The organism is Streptococcus sp. 3109, from assembly GCF_013276905.1.
Lineage (GTDB): Bacteria > Bacillota > Bacilli > Lactobacillales > Streptococcaceae > Streptococcus.
Window position 1 is genome coordinate 63,498 of record NZ_VMLY01000001.1, and the last position, 18,601, is coordinate 82,098.

At 38.8% G+C, this 18,601-nt stretch carries 34 protein-coding genes and 1 pseudogene; 14 read left to right on the top strand and 21 right to left on the bottom strand.

What is annotated here, in order from left to right; all coding sequences use genetic code 11:
- Window positions 1-60 precede the first annotated feature (60 nt).
- The 3 genes from HT698_RS00375 to HT698_RS00385 all read right to left on the bottom strand — a co-directional run bounded on the left by HT698_RS00375 (window position 61) and on the right by HT698_RS00385 (window position 1,921).
- The gene (locus HT698_RS00375) at window positions 61-405 is read right to left on the bottom strand and encodes an HNH endonuclease signature motif containing protein (protein WP_050228905.1); all 345 of its coding nucleotides are present in this window, start codon (window positions 403-405) and stop codon (window positions 61-63) included.
- Window positions 406-638: 233 nt separating this feature from the next.
- Window positions 639-1,205, bottom strand: a complete 567-nt coding sequence (locus HT698_RS00380; protein WP_138700361.1) for a site-specific integrase — start codon at window positions 1,203-1,205, stop codon at window positions 639-641.
- Between the two features lie 287 nt (window positions 1,206-1,492).
- On the bottom strand, window positions 1,493-1,921 hold the full coding sequence (locus HT698_RS00385; protein WP_023940104.1) for an ArpU family phage packaging/lysis transcriptional regulator: 429 nt from the start codon (window positions 1,919-1,921) through the stop codon (window positions 1,493-1,495).
- A 129-nt stretch (window positions 1,922-2,050) separates the two neighbouring features.
- Here HT698_RS00385 and HT698_RS00390 point away from each other — a divergent pair, with 129 nt between their 5' ends.
- On the top strand, window positions 2,051-2,266 hold the full coding sequence (locus HT698_RS00390) for an AbrB family transcriptional regulator (protein ID WP_001098945.1): 216 nt from the start codon (window positions 2,051-2,053) through the stop codon (window positions 2,264-2,266).
- Window positions 2,250-2,603: a type II toxin-antitoxin system PemK/MazF family toxin gene (locus tag HT698_RS00395; protein WP_138706349.1), complete on the top strand. Its 354-nt coding sequence runs from the start codon at window positions 2,250-2,252 to the stop codon at window positions 2,601-2,603. The genes HT698_RS00390 and HT698_RS00395 overlap by 17 nt, the downstream gene beginning before the upstream one ends.
- A 20-nt stretch (window positions 2,604-2,623) precedes the next feature.
- Here the strand turns inward: HT698_RS00395 and HT698_RS00400 are convergent, their stop codons facing one another.
- From HT698_RS00400 to HT698_RS00465, 14 genes and pseudogenes are all read right to left on the bottom strand, one after another.
- The gene (locus HT698_RS00400) at window positions 2,624-3,016 is read right to left on the bottom strand and encodes a YopX family protein (RefSeq protein WP_172922637.1); all 393 of its coding nucleotides are present in this window, start codon (window positions 3,014-3,016) and stop codon (window positions 2,624-2,626) included.
- A complete protein-coding gene (locus HT698_RS00405) occupies window positions 3,013-3,273 on the bottom strand; it encodes a DUF1372 family protein (protein WP_173218430.1) in 261 nt (86 codons plus the stop codon). The genes HT698_RS00400 and HT698_RS00405 overlap by 4 nt, the downstream gene beginning before the upstream one ends.
- Window positions 3,270-3,551 (bottom strand): hypothetical protein, encoded by a 282-nt coding sequence (locus tag HT698_RS00410; RefSeq protein ID WP_173218428.1) that lies wholly within the window; start codon window positions 3,549-3,551, stop codon window positions 3,270-3,272. The genes HT698_RS00405 and HT698_RS00410 overlap by 4 nt, the downstream gene beginning before the upstream one ends.
- Complete coding sequence (locus HT698_RS00415; RefSeq protein ID WP_173218427.1) at window positions 3,551-4,060, bottom strand: DUF1642 domain-containing protein; 510 nt, start codon at window positions 4,058-4,060, stop codon at window positions 3,551-3,553. The genes HT698_RS00410 and HT698_RS00415 overlap by 1 nt, the downstream gene beginning before the upstream one ends.
- Before the next feature lies 1 nt (window position 4,061).
- Window positions 4,062-4,379, bottom strand: a complete 318-nt coding sequence (locus HT698_RS00420; RefSeq protein WP_173218425.1) for a hypothetical protein — start codon at window positions 4,377-4,379, stop codon at window positions 4,062-4,064.
- Window positions 4,351-4,560 carry a hypothetical protein gene (locus HT698_RS00425; RefSeq protein ID WP_173218423.1) on the bottom strand — a complete coding sequence of 70 codons (210 nt, stop codon included), beginning with the start codon at window positions 4,558-4,560 and terminating at the stop codon, window positions 4,351-4,353. Before HT698_RS00425 ends, HT698_RS00420 begins: the two co-directional genes overlap by 29 nt.
- 14 nt (window positions 4,561-4,574) lie before the next feature.
- The gene (ssb, locus tag HT698_RS00430; RefSeq protein ID WP_000609557.1) at window positions 4,575-4,970 is read right to left on the bottom strand and encodes a single-stranded DNA-binding protein; all 396 of its coding nucleotides are present in this window, start codon (window positions 4,968-4,970) and stop codon (window positions 4,575-4,577) included.
- Between the two features lie 86 nt (window positions 4,971-5,056).
- Entirely contained in the window at window positions 5,057-5,284 is a 228-nt protein-coding gene (locus tag HT698_RS00435) for a hypothetical protein (RefSeq protein WP_173218421.1), read from the bottom strand.
- Between the two features lie 9 nt (window positions 5,285-5,293).
- Window positions 5,294-5,755 (bottom strand): class I SAM-dependent methyltransferase, encoded by a 462-nt coding sequence (locus HT698_RS00440; RefSeq protein WP_173218419.1) that lies wholly within the window; start codon window positions 5,753-5,755, stop codon window positions 5,294-5,296.
- Window positions 5,755-5,949: a hypothetical protein gene (locus HT698_RS00445; RefSeq protein WP_173218417.1), complete on the bottom strand. Its 195-nt coding sequence runs from the start codon at window positions 5,947-5,949 to the stop codon at window positions 5,755-5,757. Before HT698_RS00445 ends, HT698_RS00440 begins: the two co-directional genes overlap by 1 nt.
- Window positions 5,949-6,845 carry a phage replisome organizer N-terminal domain-containing protein gene (locus HT698_RS00450; protein ID WP_173218415.1) on the bottom strand — a complete coding sequence of 299 codons (897 nt, stop codon included), beginning with the start codon at window positions 6,843-6,845 and terminating at the stop codon, window positions 5,949-5,951. The genes HT698_RS00445 and HT698_RS00450 overlap by 1 nt, the downstream gene beginning before the upstream one ends.
- Complete coding sequence (locus HT698_RS00455) at window positions 6,836-7,084, bottom strand: hypothetical protein (protein ID WP_240147142.1); 249 nt, start codon at window positions 7,082-7,084, stop codon at window positions 6,836-6,838. The genes HT698_RS00450 and HT698_RS00455 overlap by 10 nt, the downstream gene beginning before the upstream one ends.
- A 34-nt stretch (window positions 7,085-7,118) precedes the next feature.
- A pseudogene (locus HT698_RS00460) lies at window positions 7,119-7,457 on the bottom strand (hypothetical protein).
- Between the two features lie 12 nt (window positions 7,458-7,469).
- A complete protein-coding gene (locus tag HT698_RS00465; protein WP_023937079.1) occupies window positions 7,470-7,760 on the bottom strand; it encodes a hypothetical protein in 291 nt (96 codons plus the stop codon).
- Between the two features lie 305 nt (window positions 7,761-8,065).
- Here HT698_RS00465 and HT698_RS00470 point away from each other — a divergent pair, with 305 nt between their 5' ends.
- Window positions 8,066-8,596, top strand: coding sequence for a hypothetical protein (locus HT698_RS00470; protein ID WP_001135683.1), 531 nt, complete (start codon window positions 8,066-8,068; stop codon window positions 8,594-8,596).
- Between the two features lie 25 nt (window positions 8,597-8,621).
- Here HT698_RS00470 and HT698_RS00475 read toward each other — a convergent pair whose 3' ends face one another.
- From HT698_RS00475 to HT698_RS00490, 4 genes are all read right to left on the bottom strand, one after another.
- Window positions 8,622-8,762, bottom strand: coding sequence for a hypothetical protein (locus tag HT698_RS00475; RefSeq protein WP_000993373.1), 141 nt, complete (start codon window positions 8,760-8,762; stop codon window positions 8,622-8,624).
- 11 nt (window positions 8,763-8,773) lie between these two features.
- A complete protein-coding gene (locus HT698_RS00480) occupies window positions 8,774-8,971 on the bottom strand; it encodes a hypothetical protein (protein WP_001057655.1) in 198 nt (65 codons plus the stop codon).
- Between the two features lie 11 nt (window positions 8,972-8,982).
- Window positions 8,983-9,168, bottom strand: coding sequence for a helix-turn-helix transcriptional regulator (locus HT698_RS00485; protein WP_000274132.1), 186 nt, complete (start codon window positions 9,166-9,168; stop codon window positions 8,983-8,985).
- A gap of 137 nt (window positions 9,169-9,305) precedes the next feature.
- Window positions 9,306-9,536 carry a hypothetical protein gene (locus HT698_RS00490; protein WP_023938094.1) on the bottom strand — a complete coding sequence of 77 codons (231 nt, stop codon included), beginning with the start codon at window positions 9,534-9,536 and terminating at the stop codon, window positions 9,306-9,308.
- A 454-nt stretch (window positions 9,537-9,990) separates the two neighbouring features.
- Between HT698_RS00490 and HT698_RS00495 the strand changes: the two genes are divergently transcribed.
- From HT698_RS00495 to HT698_RS00545, 11 genes are all read left to right on the top strand, one after another.
- Window positions 9,991-10,785 (top strand): S24 family peptidase, encoded by a 795-nt coding sequence (locus HT698_RS00495; protein ID WP_173218411.1) that lies wholly within the window; start codon window positions 9,991-9,993, stop codon window positions 10,783-10,785.
- A gap of 7 nt (window positions 10,786-10,792) precedes the next feature.
- On the top strand, window positions 10,793-11,257 hold the full coding sequence (locus tag HT698_RS00500; RefSeq protein ID WP_031233729.1) for a hypothetical protein: 465 nt from the start codon (window positions 10,793-10,795) through the stop codon (window positions 11,255-11,257).
- Entirely contained in the window at window positions 11,250-12,038 is a 789-nt protein-coding gene (locus HT698_RS00505) for a DUF1828 domain-containing protein (RefSeq protein ID WP_173218409.1), read from the top strand. Before HT698_RS00500 ends, HT698_RS00505 begins: the two co-directional genes overlap by 8 nt.
- 435 nt (window positions 12,039-12,473) lie before the next feature.
- Window positions 12,474-13,070 (top strand): CD20-like domain-containing protein, encoded by a 597-nt coding sequence (locus HT698_RS00510; protein ID WP_173218407.1) that lies wholly within the window; start codon window positions 12,474-12,476, stop codon window positions 13,068-13,070.
- Between the two features lie 173 nt (window positions 13,071-13,243).
- The gene (locus HT698_RS00515; protein WP_173218405.1) at window positions 13,244-14,389 is read left to right on the top strand and encodes a site-specific integrase; all 1,146 of its coding nucleotides are present in this window, start codon (window positions 13,244-13,246) and stop codon (window positions 14,387-14,389) included.
- Window positions 14,390-14,521: 132 nt separating this feature from the next.
- Window positions 14,522-15,091, top strand: a complete 570-nt coding sequence (locus HT698_RS00520; RefSeq protein WP_173218403.1) for a CYTH domain-containing protein — start codon at window positions 14,522-14,524, stop codon at window positions 15,089-15,091.
- 112 nt (window positions 15,092-15,203) lie between these two features.
- Window positions 15,204-16,163 carry a ribose-phosphate diphosphokinase gene (locus HT698_RS00525; RefSeq protein WP_004254210.1) on the top strand — a complete coding sequence of 320 codons (960 nt, stop codon included), beginning with the start codon at window positions 15,204-15,206 and terminating at the stop codon, window positions 16,161-16,163.
- Window positions 16,164-16,172: 9 nt separating this feature from the next.
- The gene (locus HT698_RS00530) at window positions 16,173-17,288 is read left to right on the top strand and encodes a cysteine desulfurase family protein (RefSeq protein WP_023935874.1); all 1,116 of its coding nucleotides are present in this window, start codon (window positions 16,173-16,175) and stop codon (window positions 17,286-17,288) included.
- Window positions 17,289-17,292: 4 nt separating this feature from the next.
- Complete coding sequence (locus HT698_RS00535) at window positions 17,293-17,640, top strand: DUF1831 domain-containing protein (RefSeq protein WP_000863540.1); 348 nt, start codon at window positions 17,293-17,295, stop codon at window positions 17,638-17,640.
- A 7-nt stretch (window positions 17,641-17,647) separates the two neighbouring features.
- Entirely contained in the window at window positions 17,648-17,863 is a 216-nt protein-coding gene (locus tag HT698_RS00540) for a DUF4649 family protein (RefSeq protein ID WP_173218401.1), read from the top strand.
- Window positions 17,864-17,945: 82 nt separating this feature from the next.
- A complete protein-coding gene (locus HT698_RS00545; protein WP_000653414.1) occupies window positions 17,946-18,587 on the top strand; it encodes a redox-sensing transcriptional repressor Rex in 642 nt (213 codons plus the stop codon).
- Window positions 18,588-18,601 lie beyond the last annotated feature (14 nt).

The following is an 18,601-nucleotide window of genomic DNA, read 5'->3' on the forward strand; positions in this document are numbered from 1 at the left end:
TAATTATTTTTTTAAACAAGGTCTATTTATTTTTGTAAATGATTACTGATGGTTTTAATATTAACTCTTATATTTAAACCAATCTGTACTTTGTGGCAAGTTCCTATTACCGATAACCTTTGTTCCATTTGTCTTCTCATCAGCATATAGCTTGTCAGACTTCTGTCTATTGCATTGCCAATGTGCTAACTGCAAGTTAGCAATATCAGATGGATGTCCATTCTTATTTACTGGAACGATGTGGTCAATGACTGGACTTAATGGATGAGGATATCTCAGGTCTTTGTCTACAGGCTGGCCACATATCCCACAAGTGTTTCTTGTCTTTAAGATAATCTTCTTGTTCTTCTCAAAGGCTACTCTATGTGGTCCGCTACGGTCTGCACGGAGGGGGTTGGTATTCATCTAAGGAGGGGGTCCTTTCTTTTAGGGTAGGGGGGTTGGTGTTCTCAAATATACCCCCTCGGTATCTTTCAAAACAGGGGTGTTTTTAGTGCACCCACCCCCTCTTGTATTTAACATATCTTATATTTTGTGACTTTCGAGAGAACCTGCTTTAACTCAGTCTAGGCAATGCTTCAACTACATTTCTGATTTATTGAATTTACCGTTTCTCAATATGATAAATAGACATGCTTTTAATACGTAAAAGTAAGCATACTTTCATCTATTTCATCTTGATTATAGCCTATATAGTCCAATGTTATATCTGGTGCAGAGTGATTAAGTATCTGCATTAAGATAGCTATATTACCATTCTGTTTGTAGTGATGGTACCCAAATGTTTTTCTCATTGAGTGAGTACCAATATGTTCAAGTCCAGAATGATTTGCTGCATCATTTAGAAATTGATACACAGCTACTCTTCCTATATGCTTGATTCTAAGTCCATCGCCCCTAACTTTCTTCCGGCTCGGAAAGAGGTAGTCGTAACTTTCAAGATTATTTTCTTTTATGTAGCGATTCAAGGCTTTTCTTAACTCTGGGTTAACTGCGAACCTTCTTACTTTCCCTGTCTTTTTCTCTTTTATTTCTATTCTGTCTTGGGTAACATGTTTTACTTGGAGAGGAACAATATCGCTTACTCGTAAACCTGAGTATATCCCAAATAAAAAGAGAATATAGTTTCGTTCACTTTTTGATTTTAAATAATTTTTCATTCGTTCGATATCGTCTAAATCACGAATTGGTTCTACTTTCTTCATGTACCTCTCCTTTCTACATAAAAAGCCACTAGTCGTGGCATTGAATATGACAGTAGCTGGAATTGAACCAGCTGGTCTAGCAGTAAAACGCACGCTTGGTAAAAGTTTCAAGGAGACCCAAACAACCTGCTAACCTGTCCTTACTGTCTAAGAGGTCGAAACCTCTATATTTTTAGGAGTCCTCATGACTGTTCGTTGCCAATCATTGGATAATACTATTTTAGCACCTTTTTCCGTTCCAATTCTCCCAAGATTTTCCCAGATTTTTCCCAAGATTTTCCCAGAAATCACTTGTAAACCAGAAGGTTGCTTGCTTGATAGGACTCCGCGAACTCTAAAAGAGCTTTGTTTAATATCCGATAATACTCACTGGATGAGTAGCCTAGTTCTGAATAAATACTGTAGTCTTCCCTCCTTTTCTTCCTGCAATATCGTTCGATTAGGATACGTGTGTATTCCATATCAGAAAGATTGTTGATTGCTTTAGCGATTAGTTCTAGGTCCTGCTGAGCTGATACTCTACGCAAGACCATGCTTTCTACCTGCTTACTTGTCTGACCACTTGATGATTTTGGTTCAAGCGAGTAGGATATTGTTATTTTTGGAGCGTATTCTTCTCCAGCTATCCGTCTCAGACGACTGTATTTTTTAAGGACTTTGATAGCTTCCTTTCTTGTCTTCTTTTCATCGATGATATCCAATAACTCTATTTGCACACGAACTCCTCCTCATGATATAATAGTTATGCGAAACTATAACACGAGAAGTCAGCTGTGCTGGCTTTTTTCTTGCCTTGCTCCCTTTTTAGGTGTATACTGTATGTATACTAAATAAAGGAGAAACAAATGAATACTGTTAAAACTCGTAAGGTTGGGAACTCTGTCACTGTGACCATTCCCAAAACACTCAACGTTCCAGAAGGTCAGGAAATGTTTGTCTACAAGGGTGTAGATAATGTCATTGTCCTAGCTCCAAAAATTCCAGACCCATTTAGCGGCGATGCAGACCTACGCATGGAAGATGACTTCGAGGGGGTAAAATTCCTTGACAGCGAAATATGATTACATTCCAGAAAAACAGGACATCATCTGGATTGACTTTGACCCGTCTGTTGGGCGTGAGATTCAGAAACGCCGTCCTGCTATTGTCGTCTCTCGTAGAGAATATTCGGAGCGGACTGGATTTGTGGCTGTATGCCCTATTACACACGGTCAAAACAGACTAGAAGAACAAGGTCTGCTCGTTCCTGTGCGTTCCAATAAGGTAGATGGCTCTGTCAATCCACTCCAACTCTATACTTTTGACTTTAGAGAGCGCAGGGCTCAAAAAATCACAACCATGGATACAACCAGTTTTCAGAAGGTTGTCCAACTCTACAATTTCATCTTCGAAGCCTAGTCCTTATGGATTGGGCTTTTTTATTCCTCCAAAAATTCAGGGTTTTCGTAGATGTTGCCGATGACTTCTTCATGCTCAGTCCACGCATATCCTTCTCCCAAGTCTTTTAGGTATACAGCTGGCATTCCACCTATGAATGTACCACCATATTCTTTTTCTAAATACACTTCATGTGGACATCCTCTTGTGCATTTGATAATATCTCCGACAAAGACCTCTTTGCCGTTCTTATCCTTGAGTCCTGTTGATTGCATGATAGAGTCATAATCATCAAAATGTAACCACTTTTTTCTATCTTCAATCCAAATGACAGGACAAGTCCAGTTTTCATCATCTGTGTCACAATTGCCTACCATGACTTTGTAATTCATTTCTTTTCGCAGTCTATCCCACGCTCTAAATTTTGGTATCATAACATCACCTCATCCCCAACTTTCACTTTCTCATACACGTCCTTCGTAACCACGAACACCCCGTAGTCACGTATAGTAAGCGTGTATAGCTTCCCGTGCCGTCCTTTCTCAAGGACCTTGCCAAATATCTCAGCGCCTGCGTTATCAGCCTTATAGATAACCATCGGCTTCTTTTCTTCTAAATCTCGAATCCTGTCCATCTGCCAGATGTTTAGTCCAGCAGATAATAATATCCATATTGCGATAAATCTTTTCAATCTGTGACCTCCTGCTGTGGTTTAAAAGGCAATTCTTTTCTTGCTTCACTCATAATATAAAGATTGTCTGTTGGCAATGTTGCGAAGTATGTTCTCGATACTGCCGCTTGACAAAAAATCATTTCGTCAAAAACTAGCTGACATAACTCTACCAAACACTCTTCAATATCAAATACTTCGTCATCGTCTTCACTATCCATTTGCTCTTCATAAAACTCTGCAATTTCACAAGCTTTTCTGTACAATTTACCTGCAAACTCTCTTTTCATTTCTTCCATCACTCAACCTCCTCAATCTCAACACCTTCACAATTGAAAACCCATCCGAATCCAGCTTCTTCTAGTTCTTTACAGGTGTGATGTGCTCTGTGTCCGTCTGAATTATTTTTATCTGTGACCGTCCATATATCAGCATTTTTGTGATAGCTCAAAAAGCTCAGTGCGTTTACGATACCTTTCATCTTTACCCGATACCGCTTCTCTTCCTCGACATCGTAGCCGTCAAGCCATGCACGAGCAAGTGTTTCTTGATTGCATTCGTGATAAAACCATCTTTGAAGGTCCTCACTATCTTCATCATCTATAGACTTCATTAAATCTTGTAAGTCCCAATTATATTCTTTTGCTTCTTGAATATATTTATGAACACACTGCGGAACTTTGACTTTTTCTGGTTCGTCTAGTTGTTTGATTGTATCGATGATTCTGTCTACATCAATACAATTGATAAACCTACTTTTACTTTCTTTTAAGACGTTACAATAATCAATCAATTCCTTAAGTTTCATCTTAGCTTCCTCCATAAATCAAATAAACTGCAATAACTACCTGAGCCATGCTTGGCGAATAGCTAATCCAATCATCAAACTCCTTAGATTTTGGCAACCAATCCTTGGTAGCTCCCAAATCGTATTCTTTAGGTCTTTCATCAGCGAAGATACATTCCATCACTCCCATAAACGTCATGCCATCTTCTGTCATTTCCCAGAAATAATCCGCCCGGTCTTTTACCGCTTGTGGTAAATCTTGCTTGGGAGGTTTGGGTTTCCCGTCTTCTACCGTCCAGTTGTATACTTCATTAACTTTTTGCTTTAACTCTTCCATCATCTTCCAACTCCTCTACTTTCTGTCTTAATTCTTTATTCTTTTTCTTCAACAAATCGCGCTCCAGCGCTCTAATCCGTCTCTTGCGTGCATCGCACGGTTTCGAATACTCGATTATCTTCTCTTCGTTTTGCTCGATTGTGCGTTTCAGTCCTTCAATCTCAGCCTGTTTGTCATACTTCAACCAAACACCTCCCACTAAAACGGAAAATCATCTTCTTCAAGGGCGTATCCTGGCATTTGTTCCTCAATGTTCGAACGGTTAGCAGTATCATCACGCTTTTCAAGTCGCTCAAAACCATCTGCGACCACCTCAGTCAGATAGACCCTGCGCCCCTCCTGATTCTCATAATTCCTTGTCTGGATGCGCCCTGTCACACCGACCAGATTGCCTTTCTTGCACCATTCTGCGAACAGTTCCGCCTGCTTGCGCCACATCATACAGTTGATGAAGTCCGCCTCTCGCTCGCCGTTTGCTCCCTTGAAGTTCCGATTGACCGCCAGAGTAAAGGTAGCAACCGCCACATTCGACGGCGTATATTTTAATTCAGGGTCTTTCGTTAAGCGCCCTACCAATGTAACGTTATTGATCATCTTTCTTTTCCTTTCTTGCTGCACGTTCCCCTATTAAGTAGCCGAGAAATAACCACAGAATCGCCATTCCAAATTCTTTAATAAGTTCAATCATTTTCTTCTCCTCCTGAAAAAGTCGCTAAATAGTAACAATCCTTCGCACCATAGTCAAACCGTGTCGTCCGCTGACCAATGTGCTTCTGAAACCTTGGATGAGTGATAGCCGAGAAAGCCCACTGATGATCTTCCATTTGCTCAATGAGATCATCGACATTGTCAAACCTCCCAAGGAAAAACTTGCAGTGCCCGTTATAGACGAAGTAAAGATTTAACATCAATACCTCCTAAAATTTCATAAAAGCCATCCAGTGAGTTGTCCCACGCTGTTGCCCAAAAAGTGGTTGTTGTGGGACTAATTCCAAAATTTCCTTAACATTTACTTGAGCATCAGACCACTTGAAAATAAGTGTTCCTCCTGTTTTCAAAACCCTAAAACATTCTTCAAAACCTTGTTGTAAATCTAATCTCCAAGTCAACAAGTCTAGTTGTCCATATTGCGCACGCATGAATGATTTCTGGCCAGCCCATAAAAGGTGTGGCGGATCAAATACAACAAGGTTAAATGTTTCATCATCAAATGGCATATCTCGAAAATCTGCAACAATGTCTGGCTTAACGTTGATTTTCTTTTTGTGAATCTCAAATTCCTCTTCACGTCTATCCATGTATGTTGTGTGTGGTTCCTTTTTATTAAACCAAAACATTCGAGAGCCACAACACGCATCTAGTATTCTGATATCTTTCATCACTCCACCTCAACAGGGTAAAAGTTCCCAAAGCAACCCCTCAATGCCTTACCAACCTGTACGGCTGCCCCACGAGAAACAAACCGCATGGCTTTCTTCTCCTCAGAATATGAAATGTCCAAACCAGTCACTCCGATAACTGCGGACATCAGAAAGGGCTTATCCTCTCTTGTCCCATGTCTTAAAATAAACATCAGCCACCTCTATTTTCAAGCCTTTCAAGTAATTCACGTTTCCGTTTTTCAAGCTCTTCCTTGTCCTCCTCGCTCGTGGTATTCACATAGTTAGGTTGAGACCATTCAGGAACATTTGATTTTTGATTCCCTGACTGACCCTTGATTTTACTTTCTTTGTAGGCTCGCTCACGTTCATCGACTGCTGCAATCGTCAAGACTCCGTCTTTTTTCCAATTCGTCAAAATTGCTTTAATATAACTAAAATTCCGTTTACCATTGTCAGCAGCAAAACCAATTGCTTTCAGAACAACTTTCGCTTCCATTCCATCCAAAGTGATGAACTCTTTCAAGATTTCAAATTGAGTTCCATCTAACGGAGCAATACGAGATTGATATTCTTCCACGATGAGCTCGACTGGATTTTTATTTTTATTTTTATTTTTATTTTTATCTATATCTTTCTCTATCTCTATATCTATCTCTTTATCTATATCTATATCTCCGTTACACTTTGTTTCATCGGTGTTACAATGTAACACCTGTTTGTTCTCTCGAAACTTGCGAACCCTTCTGGCAGTTGCTGTTTCACTCCCAACCATCTCAGGAACTTGCTCTAAGAAATAGTCCCTGTCATTTTTTCTAGTCAACAATCCTTTGCTTTCTAAAAAAATCAATGTAATTTTAATATCTTCGACATTTTCGTCAATGACAAGAGCGATTTCTTCAGCTAGATTGTCAGCCAATCCATCGTAGTAAATATGCCCTCCGTCTTCCAAGCTAATTAACATCATTTTGAGATAAATGATGGTATGTGTATCTCCGCCAGCAATCTTGCGAAGTAGTTTCATCTCCTTTGACTTAAAGAAGTCCTGAGCAAGCTGGATCCAGAAATACCGCTTGTTTTTTAACGCCATAATTTCACACCCCATTTCCTACGGTTAGCGCGGTACTTCATCCGCATATCCTCATAGATGTACCTGCCTTCTAGCGCCATCTTCTCAACCTTTAGCAGTTTATTCTCAGAGACCACATCACGATAGTCCTTTGCTAGTTTTCCATAGTCGGTTAGGTATTCTTTGATAAGTGAAATTTTCCTGTTCTCGTCCTCTAAATATATTTCGAAATCAGATTTTTCTTCATCAGACGACATCATTTCTTTATTCACTCTCTCATGCCAGAATAGCCATTCAATCAATTCTTCCATTTCCTGCCCTCCTCATGACAAAAGTCTTAGGTTCTGGTAAGCCTAACGGCTCTGGACGCAAGCCTACAGGCGGTTCATTGTCGTAGGTGAAGCCCTTGAACGGACGACGAATATTCTTGCGAATTTCTTGCCATTTGTCCTCTCTACCACGTTCGTATGCATGATTACGCACTTGGATAATCATAGACGCAAATTCTTGCTCTTATCGTCTCTCTTCTTCCTCTCGTTTTTCTTGCAGTTTGATATGACGATAAGCCCCTGCAAATCCAAGCAGCAAGGCTCCAACACCCATCAACTGGTCTAAAATCGGTGGTTCAAACATTTTTCTATCTCCTTACGCTCTTAATTTTCGTACTTCTTTCTCTAATTCCAAAATTTCATAAACATCATTGACATCGTACATAATATCTTTCCCTTGCTTACGAAATCTTAACCCTTTACGTTCTAATTTCTTAATATAGGCATGAGTAAAGCCAAACTTCTTCATCAAAGCCTGTTGATTGATTGGCATACGATCATTCTCTAACTGCTCCTTGACCTGCTTTTCAGCAAAAGCCAATAATTGATTTGTGAACAATTCAGCACTTTCGCCGTCTAATCGTAATTGTAACGTTATACCTTCCATTTTCTACATCCTCTCAACTATGCGGGCAAGCATTTTTGTGATATAATGGTTTAAATTGTTTTAGTATGCGCCTGACTTCGTCAGGTGCTTTTTTGCGTTCTTGTCAAACTGTATTACTTTCCAGCGCTCTGAGTTCTATCTCATGGCTGACTTGTCTAAATAGCTTCTCACACGCTATTTTAGCTTCTCTGTACGTTGTAGATTCACTGAGTAACTATTTTTAAATTCCTTATTTGCCATCTCTTCCTCTCCTTTCTATTTTTCTCTCCTTTTTGCTATAATAAAAGCAGAAAGGAAGTGATCTAATGCCACAAATCACCAATGATAATGTCCAGATTTGGACACTCTATATCACAGTAATAATTGCAGTTATCGGTTTTGTTTTTAATACCATTTCACTCTGGCAAACAAAGAAAGCTACAGAGGATATGGCAAAGCCTTATATTAATGTTTATGTAGATGTCTATGCAGTTAAAAATCAACAACGTACCTTTGTTTTTAAAAACTTTGGCCAAACTCCAGCATATATAGATAATATTCAGATAGATGGCGAATTGGATCCATTGAATTCTGTACACCGCTTCAACTCACTTATCGGAAATATGATTGCCCCAGGACAAAAATTTACATCATCAATAGACCCAGATTATAAAGGTCGAATTACACTGACAATTACTTACTCCGATAGCAAGAAACACAAATATATAGACAAGTTTGTACTTGATGCTACATTGGCATCTGCAATGTTCTACACTGTAAACGAGAGCAATAAAAGCGATTCTCCAGCTACAGCTATCAGACAATCGACCATGGCTCTATTACGCGATCTACGATAGAACCATCTCCGAGCGATTTTACAGTTCAAACATCACGTAAGAATTCAATTTTTATCTCAACAGTTTCATCGTCAAGTGTATTGGCGATGATTTTATTTTTTGCGTCAATCGCTTCGTTCAAGTCTTTACAAGTTAATTCATAAAATACATTTACATTTGCATTCATCTCTTCCCCTCCTACTCCAGCACCTTACTGCCGACTACCAACCGTTTAACGACAACGTCCATCTCCTTAAACTCGGCATTCTCTGCACAGTAGCGGACGCTCTCACTGATGATGTGACAAATAGATACGCCGTACTCGTTCGCCAGCTCCGTAGCGATCTCCCAGGCATCTCTGTCAATCCGTGTTACTTTTTGCGCTGCGTTGTTCATAGTATTTCCTCCTACAACATATCTTCCACCCTACACCCTAGCGCCTTGGCGATGACCACCGCCTGCGACAGCGTCACTGCCTTCAGGTCGTTCTCGATCCGTGACAAGGTCGTGTAGTCTATCAAGGTTCGCTTGGCAAGCTCACGCAAGCCCAGCTTTTGAGCCGTTCTCAGCTCCCTCATTTTCGCTCCGTACATCGACTTTTTCCTTTCTACTAATAGGTCTTTTCAAAACTGTTGGTACTTGTCAACAGTTTTGATAGAATTATTCTATCGATTTTGAAAAAGTTTGACCTTTTTGACTTTTGTTTGTTTTATCTCTTTTTGAGATATTTTTAACTGAAGAATAAGTCAGTTTCACTCATTCCGAATTTATTAGCAATAATTGCCATTTCATAATCCTGAAAAGGAAACTGACCTTTTTCTTTAAGTTCATACTGACGACGATTTTTTAACCCAATCAAGTCCGCCATGTATAACGTAGTAAGCTCTCTTTTTCTACGTTCTTCCCTTAATCGAATTTTAGGAAGAAGAAATTGAGAACGTATTTTCTCTTTATTTGTCAACAATAATTCTCCTCTCTTATATAAGCCAAGTAATAATGATAACTAGAATAGTTAAGGCAATCAAAGACCAAGTGATAAATTTAGCGGTTTTGTTTTGCATTTTTTCTACCTTGTGCTATAATGAAATTACACAATAGTGGTTGGGGCTTTCGCCCCTTCCACTCTCTTCCTAGAAGAGTTTTGATATAAGATTTACCAGTGCAGAGATTAGATTGATGAGGGCTATTATCAAACCGATCTTGACTTCATTGGTAAGTCTTTTCTTTTTGTGCTTTTTCATTTAGTCCATCCTTTCTGTTGTTTTCCTTGTCTTAAGATTGCCTTTCTCAACCTTACAAGACTATTATATCTCATTTTGAGATATAAGCCAATGATTTTTTATCTCTTTTTGAGATTTTTTTATTTATTTTTTTATCTCATTGTGATATATTATAGGTAGAGAAAGGAAATGTTTATGAATATACTAGGTAATTCTATTAAAGAAATCAGAAAATCTAAGAAAATGACACAAAACGAATTGTCACAGTTGACTGGTTTTAAACAAAATACTATATCCAATCATGAGAACGGCAAACGACAATTAGACGAAACAGATATTAGAATTTATGCTGCTGCTCTCGAAGTTGAGCCACAACAACTATTTAGTCTTTCTAAAGTTACCACCCCCACAGCGTCCCCAGATTCGCTCACACAGCAGATAACGAACAAGGTGGTACAATTAACCCCAGATAATAAAAAAATCGTCCTACGGACTTCTGAGGAGCTTCTGGAGAGACAAAAAGCAAACGGCGAGATGTACATAGAGCAAAACGAAGAAGAAACGAAGATAAACGAAGTATCGGAAGTTATCAGCTTGTACCAAGTTGAGGTTGTATCTGAGACGGCAGCAGCTTCTGGATTTAACTATGGATTTGGTTACGATGATACAGACAGAGAGACTATAGAGGTTGACGAGCAACCACCACGCCACGATATTGCGACTAAGGTCAGCGGAGACTCCATGCAGCCTGACTACCAAGACGGAGATATCCTCTATTTAGTAGACAAGGGACTGACTACCTACAACGGAGATTTGGCAGTTATCGCATATGGAGACCGTTCTTACTTCAAAAAGATCTATACCGAAAACGGACGCTTACGCCTCGTATCACTCAATGACAAGTACGAAGACATCATCCTAGACTTCCCACCAGCCGAAGACACACACATCAAGATCTATGCAGTTATCGGGGTGTATAGAGGGGAGTAAGGAAAAAATGAATTACAACGACTTAAATGATCAGCAGGTACAAGAATTAATTAACAAACTGAAGTACCCCAAAAACGAACTTTCTTTTAATGAAATCCATACTACAATCTCGTCTTTATTTGGTAAAATAGATATAGACGAAGCTATTATTGATGATGATGACATTCAATATATACTTCACATATACAGAGGAAGGATGAATCCTGAGCGCTACAGCATTCATATTAGGTTTAAAAATTCCCATAATCATTTAGTTAGGGTAGACATTAATCCATCTAATAGACATGTGAATCCTGATGACTCAATTGTAGAGGGGAATCACATTCATATATACTCCAATCACTACGATAAAAAGGATAGAGTTGCTATCCCGCTTGAAGATTCTGACTTCCCTAATTTAACTCACATTGTGGACGTATTTTCTGAATTCATCAAATATACACATATCAAGACGGAGGCTGATGATGAATAACTCAAATACACTAAAAAATATATATTTTGATTGGTTATTAAAAGAGTATAAGTTCAATGATCTAGAGAAAAATATAGTAGAAATTAGAACACCGTTTTTAGATAATGATTTTGATCATATCATCCTATATGCTGAGTTTTTATCAGATGGTAGGGTCACACTCACAGATGACGGATGGACCATTAACAATTTAAAAAGTCACGGCGTTAGTTTCTCAAATCGTTCAACATACAAAAATAACTTACTAAATACAATCGTAAACAATTTAGGTACGAGAGCTGAAAATGGAGAGTTGTTTATCACAACCAGCCTCGAAAAATTCCCACTTGCAAAGCAACGGTTGCTCCAAACTATTATGCAGGTGAATGATATGATAGTCTTACGAGATACAACAATTAAAAATGTTTTCCATGACGAAATAGAAAACACCTTAGTACAGAGAGAGGTTCTTTTTACAAGAAGGCCGTCTTATTCAGGTAAAGAGGGGATAACTGTGCAATTTGACTTCGCAATTCCCACAATCAAAAAAGAAAGACTTGTAAGGACTATTTCAAACGGAAATGATCTCAACAGGGCTAAATTACTCGCAATGGATACACGTATTTTACAGAACCATAAAGATAACGTTGAATATATTGCTGTAGTCGACGATATACACCATAGATTTGATAAAGTGGCAGAAACCCTAGCGGTATTTAACGAAAATAGCAAAGATAAAATAATATTGTTATCTCATAAAGATATCTTAGAAAATTCTCTTTTATTATCAAATGTGATATAAAAAATCCCCGCACTCGGCAATAGTCCCCCATATCCAAGAAGTCTATTGTGCAAAATTGATATTTTTTGAAAATTATATTACAATACAGCTATCAGGAGTTTAGCTCCATAAAGTTTAGGTTTGGATTTTAGATCCATATCGTGATGGTAGCCGTATTTGATACGGCTACTTTTCTTTTCATATTCTAGTAAACATAAGTCGTTAAAATAAGTTGACGTTTGACAGAAATTAAAAAAAGAAATACACTAAGAATGTAAAAAAGCCTTGTTCGTCAAGGATAAAATCGTCTGGTGTACTTCTAAGAGGTACACCTTATTTTATTATCTGACGAGCTGCCAACTGTTTCCATTTTGGAAATAGTTGGCATGTAAAAAACAGAAATAAAAATATGTGCAATAACTGATCCACACTAAAAGCTGATAGAGAGGTTTCATTATGAAACAAGAACGCAAAGTTTTAGGTATTTTAGCTATTATTTTTGGAGCAATTGCTCTACTTGGCTCATGGATGCCTATCATCAATAATTTTTCATTCATTCTAGCTATTTTAGCTCTTATCTTCGGTTTAATTGGTTTTGCAGTAAATCGAAAAAGACCAAAAACACTAGCTATTATTGGGACGGTTCTAGCAGTCGTGTCTATTGCTATTGTATTAGTAACTCAAGCAATGTACGCTAAATCATTGAAAGAACTAGGTAAAAACATTGAAGAGACTGTTAGCTCTGTAAGTTCTTCTATCGAATCATCTCAAAAAGAGGAAGATGCTAAATTTAACTGGACAAAAGAACAGTTTGATACGCTTCAAGTTGGTGATATTATCAACTATGGAGCTGGTGGAACTAACTACGATGACGTTGCTAGCGTTCACGGAGAACCTAACAATGTGACAACTAGTTCAGTAAATGACCACGACAGCAAGACAGTATCATATACTTCTACTGGTAGCAAATATAAGAGCGTTATTCTTTCGTTTTCAAAACAAGACGACGGTTCTTTCTTGTTGACTTCTAAAATCAGCTCAGGTCTAGAGTAAAAAAGACAACAAAAAATCCCCACACTCTCCATCGCCAAACTTTGAGTGTGAGGATTCAACTTTCCATCAAGCAAGCAATGGAAAGGATGATAAAAAAATACAACTATAGTTTATCATAAGTTCTACACCTTTTCAACTATGCGGGCAAGCAATCGAAAAGAAAGGACTTTTTTATGATAAAAAAATACATCACAAAAAAAGGAGAGACTAGATATCTCTTTCAAACATATTTGGGCATAGACCCTGCTACTGGAAAAGAAAAACGCACAACAAGACGTGGTTTTAAAACCATTAAAGAGGCAAAGGCTGCCGAACGTGACCTTCTCTTAGATGTTGAAGAGAACGGTTTTTCAAACAATGAAGATTTTCAGAACCCTACTTTCGCTGAAGTTGCTGAGTTATGGCTTGATAGCTATAAGAGCACTGTGAAACCAACAACCTATCAGAACGTTAAGAAAAAACTTGATGTTATGATTGACTTGTATTTTACAGATATGAAAATCCAGCAGATCAGTGTAGCTTATTGTCAAAAGGTTGCTATCCAGTTAAGTAATCGCTATATCCTCTATGCTAATTACTACTCTGTAATCAGCCGTATTTTCAAGTATGCCGTTTCTCTTGACATCATTAAGTTAAATCCCTTAGACAAGATTATCAAGCCTAAAAATAGACCCTTAAAGGCCAAAGAGAACCACTATACAAAACAGGAGCTAACGGAGTTTCTTAAAGTTTGCAGAGTAGATTGTAAGCCTGTAGAGTATACCTTTTATCACTTACTAGCTTTTACTGGTTTGAGATGTGGTGAGGCTCTTGGGCTCATGTGGTCAGATGTTGACTTTGAAAATAAACGATTAAGCATTTCTCGAACAGCTGTCGTTGTTAATAAAAAACAAACTGTTCAGGGCCCTAAAACCAAAATGAGTAAGAGGGTTATCACTTTAGATGATGAAACTCTAAATATATTAAAAATCTGGAAGCGTCAGCAGATAAAAGAATATTTTCGGGCTGGCGTACCTTACAAACATGATTCGAATTATATCTTTACGAATAGTTTCGGAGGATGGATTTCTCCTTCAGCTGTGAAAGAGAGACTTAGAAGATTCTTTTGTGAACATAAGGATGTCAAAAAAATCACTCCTCACGGTTTCAGGCACACACACGCTTCTCTCCTCTTTGAAGCAGGTGTTACAGCTAAAATCATTTCGGACAGATTAGGTCATAACAATGTTCAAACCACCCTTGATATGTATACCCACATCAATGATAATCAACGTTTTGAAGTCGTCGATCAACTCATGGATTTCATCCGCTCCAGCTAAAAGTCATGCCGTATTCAATCTCGTATTCACTTTTGGTTGACATGCTAGAAACCCACTGATTTCAAGGGACTAGGAAGCTGTGAGCAGTTTATACCATAATCCGCTTTCATAGATAAAGAAAAGGTAAGAAAAATGAAACATTTAGAAATTGAATTGAAAACACTCTTGAAAAAAGATGAGTATGATCGTCTAAAAGACCAGTTCACAGGTGTCACTTCTGTTCTTCAAAAAAATTACTACATCGACACACCTGATTTTGAGCTGCGAGAAAAGAAAGTTGCTATGCGCATTCGAACCTTTGAAGACTGGGCAGAATTGACACTCAAAGTCCCACAAAGTGTTGGGAACATGGAATACAACCAAAAATTGCAACTAAAAGATGCTGAGAACTATCTGAGTAAGGAAGAACTTCCTCAAGGGCTGGTTCTTGATGAATTGGCTAAACATGGTATCCAAACTAGTGAATGGCAGGTTCTTGGTTGTCTAACAACGCTTCGCTATGAAATGCAAACAGCTATCGGTCTCATGGCTCTGGATGAAAGTCAATACTTTGATATGACGGATTACGAATTGGAGCTTGAAGTGGAAAATCACGAGCAAGGCAAACAGGATTTCCAACAATTTTTAGAGAAAAATCAGATTTCCTATCAAAAAGCTCCTTCAAAATTGGTTCGATTTGTCAAAAGTATGAAAAATAGCTGAAATAATCTCCATTTTTTGGTAAAATAGAAAAGATAAAAATACAAAAATCCCAGTTCATATATGTAAGGCAAATATCACTAGGATTTATAAAGTTTACAGAGGACGGTCTATAATGTCAGATAGAAAAAACATGAAACTTTTCGCACTCAACTCTAACCAAGAGATTGCACAGAAAATTGCCCAAGCTGTTGGTGTCCCACTTGGAAAACTATCATCACGTCAATTTTCAGACGGAGAAATCCAAGTAAATATCGAAGAAAGTGTCCGTGGTTATGATGTGTACATCATCCAATCAACAAGTTTCCCTGTTAACAACCACCTAATGGAATTGCTTATCATGGTCGACGCTTGTGTGCGCGCAAGTGCCCACAGTATCAACGTTGTCCTTCCATATTTTGGCTATGCACGTCAAGACCGCATTGCTTCACCACGTGAGCCACTTACAGCTAAACTAGTTGCTAATATGCTAGTTAAGGCTGGGGTTGATCGTATCCTGACTCTTGATTTGCATGCCGTTCAGGTTCAAGGTTTCTTTGATATTCCAGTGGATAATCTTTTCACTGTTCCCCTATTTGCAAAACACTATTGCGATAAGGGCCTCCTTGGCTCAGATGTTGTTGTCGTCAGCCCTAAAAATTCAGGTGTCAAACGTGCTCGTAGCTTGGCTGAGTATCTTGATGCTCCTATCGCCATTATCGATTACCCTCAAGACGATGCAACTCGTAACGAAGGTTACATTATTGGTGATGTTGAAGGTAAGAAAGCCATCTTGATTGATGATATTCTTAACACAGGACGTACCTTCTCTGAAGCTGCTAAAATCGTTGAACGTGAAGGGGCTACAGAAATTTATGCTGTTTCTAGCCACGGTCTCTTCGTCGAAGGAGCTGCTGAACTTCTTGACAATACTAAGATTAAAGAAATTCTTGTGACTGATTCAGTAGCAACAAAAGAAAAAACTCCTAAAAACGTATGCTACATCACTGCTAGTGAGTTAATTGGTGATGCCATCGTCCGTATCCACGAAAGAAAACCAGTCAGCCCACTCTTTGCCTACAACAAAAAGAAATAAGGTGATTCTTTGATTTATTTGGACAATGCTGCGACAACTCCTATGTCAGCAGTTGCTATTTCAGCTATGACCAAGGTGATGCAAGAAACCTACGGCAACCCTTCTAGTATTCATGGTCATGGTCGTCAAGCTGGTAAACTCTTACGAGAAGCCCGTCAGGAACTAGCCCAGTTACTGGGGACAAAACCTCAACATATCTTTTTCACTTCTGGTGGGACTGAAGGCAACAATACTGCTATCATTGGCTACTGCCTTCGTCACCAAGAACAAGGAAAACATATCATCACAACTGCCATTGAACACCATGCTGTCCTTGAAACCATTGATTACTTGGTTCAACACTTTGGGTTTGAAGCAACCATTATTCAACCAGAAAATCAAGAAATCACAGCCCAGCAAATTCAAGAGGCCTTACGTGACGATACGATTTTGGTTTCTACCATGTTTGCCAATAATGAGACTGGAAACCTACTGCCCATTGCTGAAATTGGCCAAATACTCAAGCAACACCCAGCCGCCTATCATGTCGATGCAGTTCAGGCTATTGGTAAAATCCCTATACACCCAGAAGAATTGGGCATTGATTTTCTCACTGCTTCTGCCCACAAGTTCCATGGTCCTAAGGGAATCGGCTTTCTCTACGCATCTAGCATGGATTTTGATTCCTATCTACATGGCGGAGACCAAGAACAGAAAAAACGTGCAGGAACTGAAAATTTAGCTGCTATCGTAGGCATGATTGCAGCCCTAAAAGAGGACCTAGAACAGCAAGAAGAACATTTTCAACATGTACAAAATCTAGAAACTGCCTTTCTGGCAGAGCTAGAGGGTATTCAATATTACTTGAACAGAGGAGACCATCATCTCCCTTATGTCCTCAATATTGGATTTCCTGGCCAGAAAAACGACCTCTTACTCCTTCGTCTAGATTTAGCTGGAATTTCAATCTCTACTGGCTCAGCCTGTACGGCAGGCATTGTCCAATCCAGCCATGTTCTTGAAGCTATGTACGGAGCAAATTCAGAACGCTTGAAGGAATCCGTTCGTATCAGTTTGTCGCCACAAAATACCGTTGAAGACCTACAAACCCTCGCAAAAAACTTAAAAGAAATTATCGGAGGTTAGCCATATGGCATTTGAAAAAACCATTCAGTTAAAAAATTGTCGTTACGACTACACTCTTAGCCCTTCTGTTAAAAAATTCACCCTCAAAGATAACACCTTTTTTGAGACAAAAGTTGGTAACTATGAACTGACTCGCCTTTTGGAAAAAGTGCCAAACAGCGGTGAAGGATTCCAACTCAAAATCATCATTAACAAGGAACTTACAGGGGCTAAAATCAATATCACTGACAAGTTTGGCCTTCGTCTGGTTGATATTTTCAAATCAGAAGACCACCACATTCATCAGGAAAAATTCTATTTCCTCATGGATAGCTTGGTAGAACGTGGTGTCTTCACAAAATCGGAAAGATAGGTCCCATATGTTTGAACTGACCTATAAGGACAGCTATCATGTAGAGCGCACTCTCAAGTATGAGGATTACGAGGCTCTCATGCTGGCTCTATCAGGATGTGTGACTCTGCCAGATACACTTTATGTAACTTCTTTGACCTTTCAAGAGCAGGAAGTTTACCAAGGACTGGTCGGAGACCTCTACCGTTTTCTATCACATGCAGATTTTTTACATCAAAACTAAGATTTTTCTTAGTTTTTTCTTGTTTTTGTTGATTTTTTCACAATGTTTCTATAAAATAGAAGAATAGAAAGGTTGTGATTTTGTGAAAGATAAACAGTCTGCTATTCCAAAAGCTACAGCGAAAAGACTCTCTCTCTACTATCGAATTTTTAAGAGATTTCATGCAGAAAAGATTGAACGTGCCAACTCTAAGCAAATTGCAGAGGCTATCGGTATTGATTCAGCGACCGTACGTCGGGATTTTTCCTATTTTGGTGAACTAGGTCGTCGTGGTTTTGGCTATGATGTTAAAAAACTGATGACGTTTTTTGCCGATTTACTCAATGATAACTCTATTACCAATGTCATGCTGGTTGGTATTGGAAATATGGGCCATGCCCTTCTCCACTACCGCTTCCACGAGCGTAACAAGATGAAGATTATCATGGCCTTTGACCTGGATGACCATCCTGAAGTCGGTAGCCAAACTCCTGATGGGATTCCCATTTACGGAATTTCTCAAATCAAGGATAAAATCAAGGATGCTGATGTCAAAACTGCTATCCTGACCGTTCCCAGCGTCAAGTCACAAGAGGTTGCCAATCTCTTGGTGGATGCTGGCGTGAAAGGAATTCTCAGTTTTTCACCAGTCCATCTGCATTTACCAAAGGACGTGGTCGTTCAGTATGTCGATTTGACAAGTGAACTCCAAACCCTCCTCTATTTCATGAGAAAAGAGGATTAGAAAGCGAAAATCAT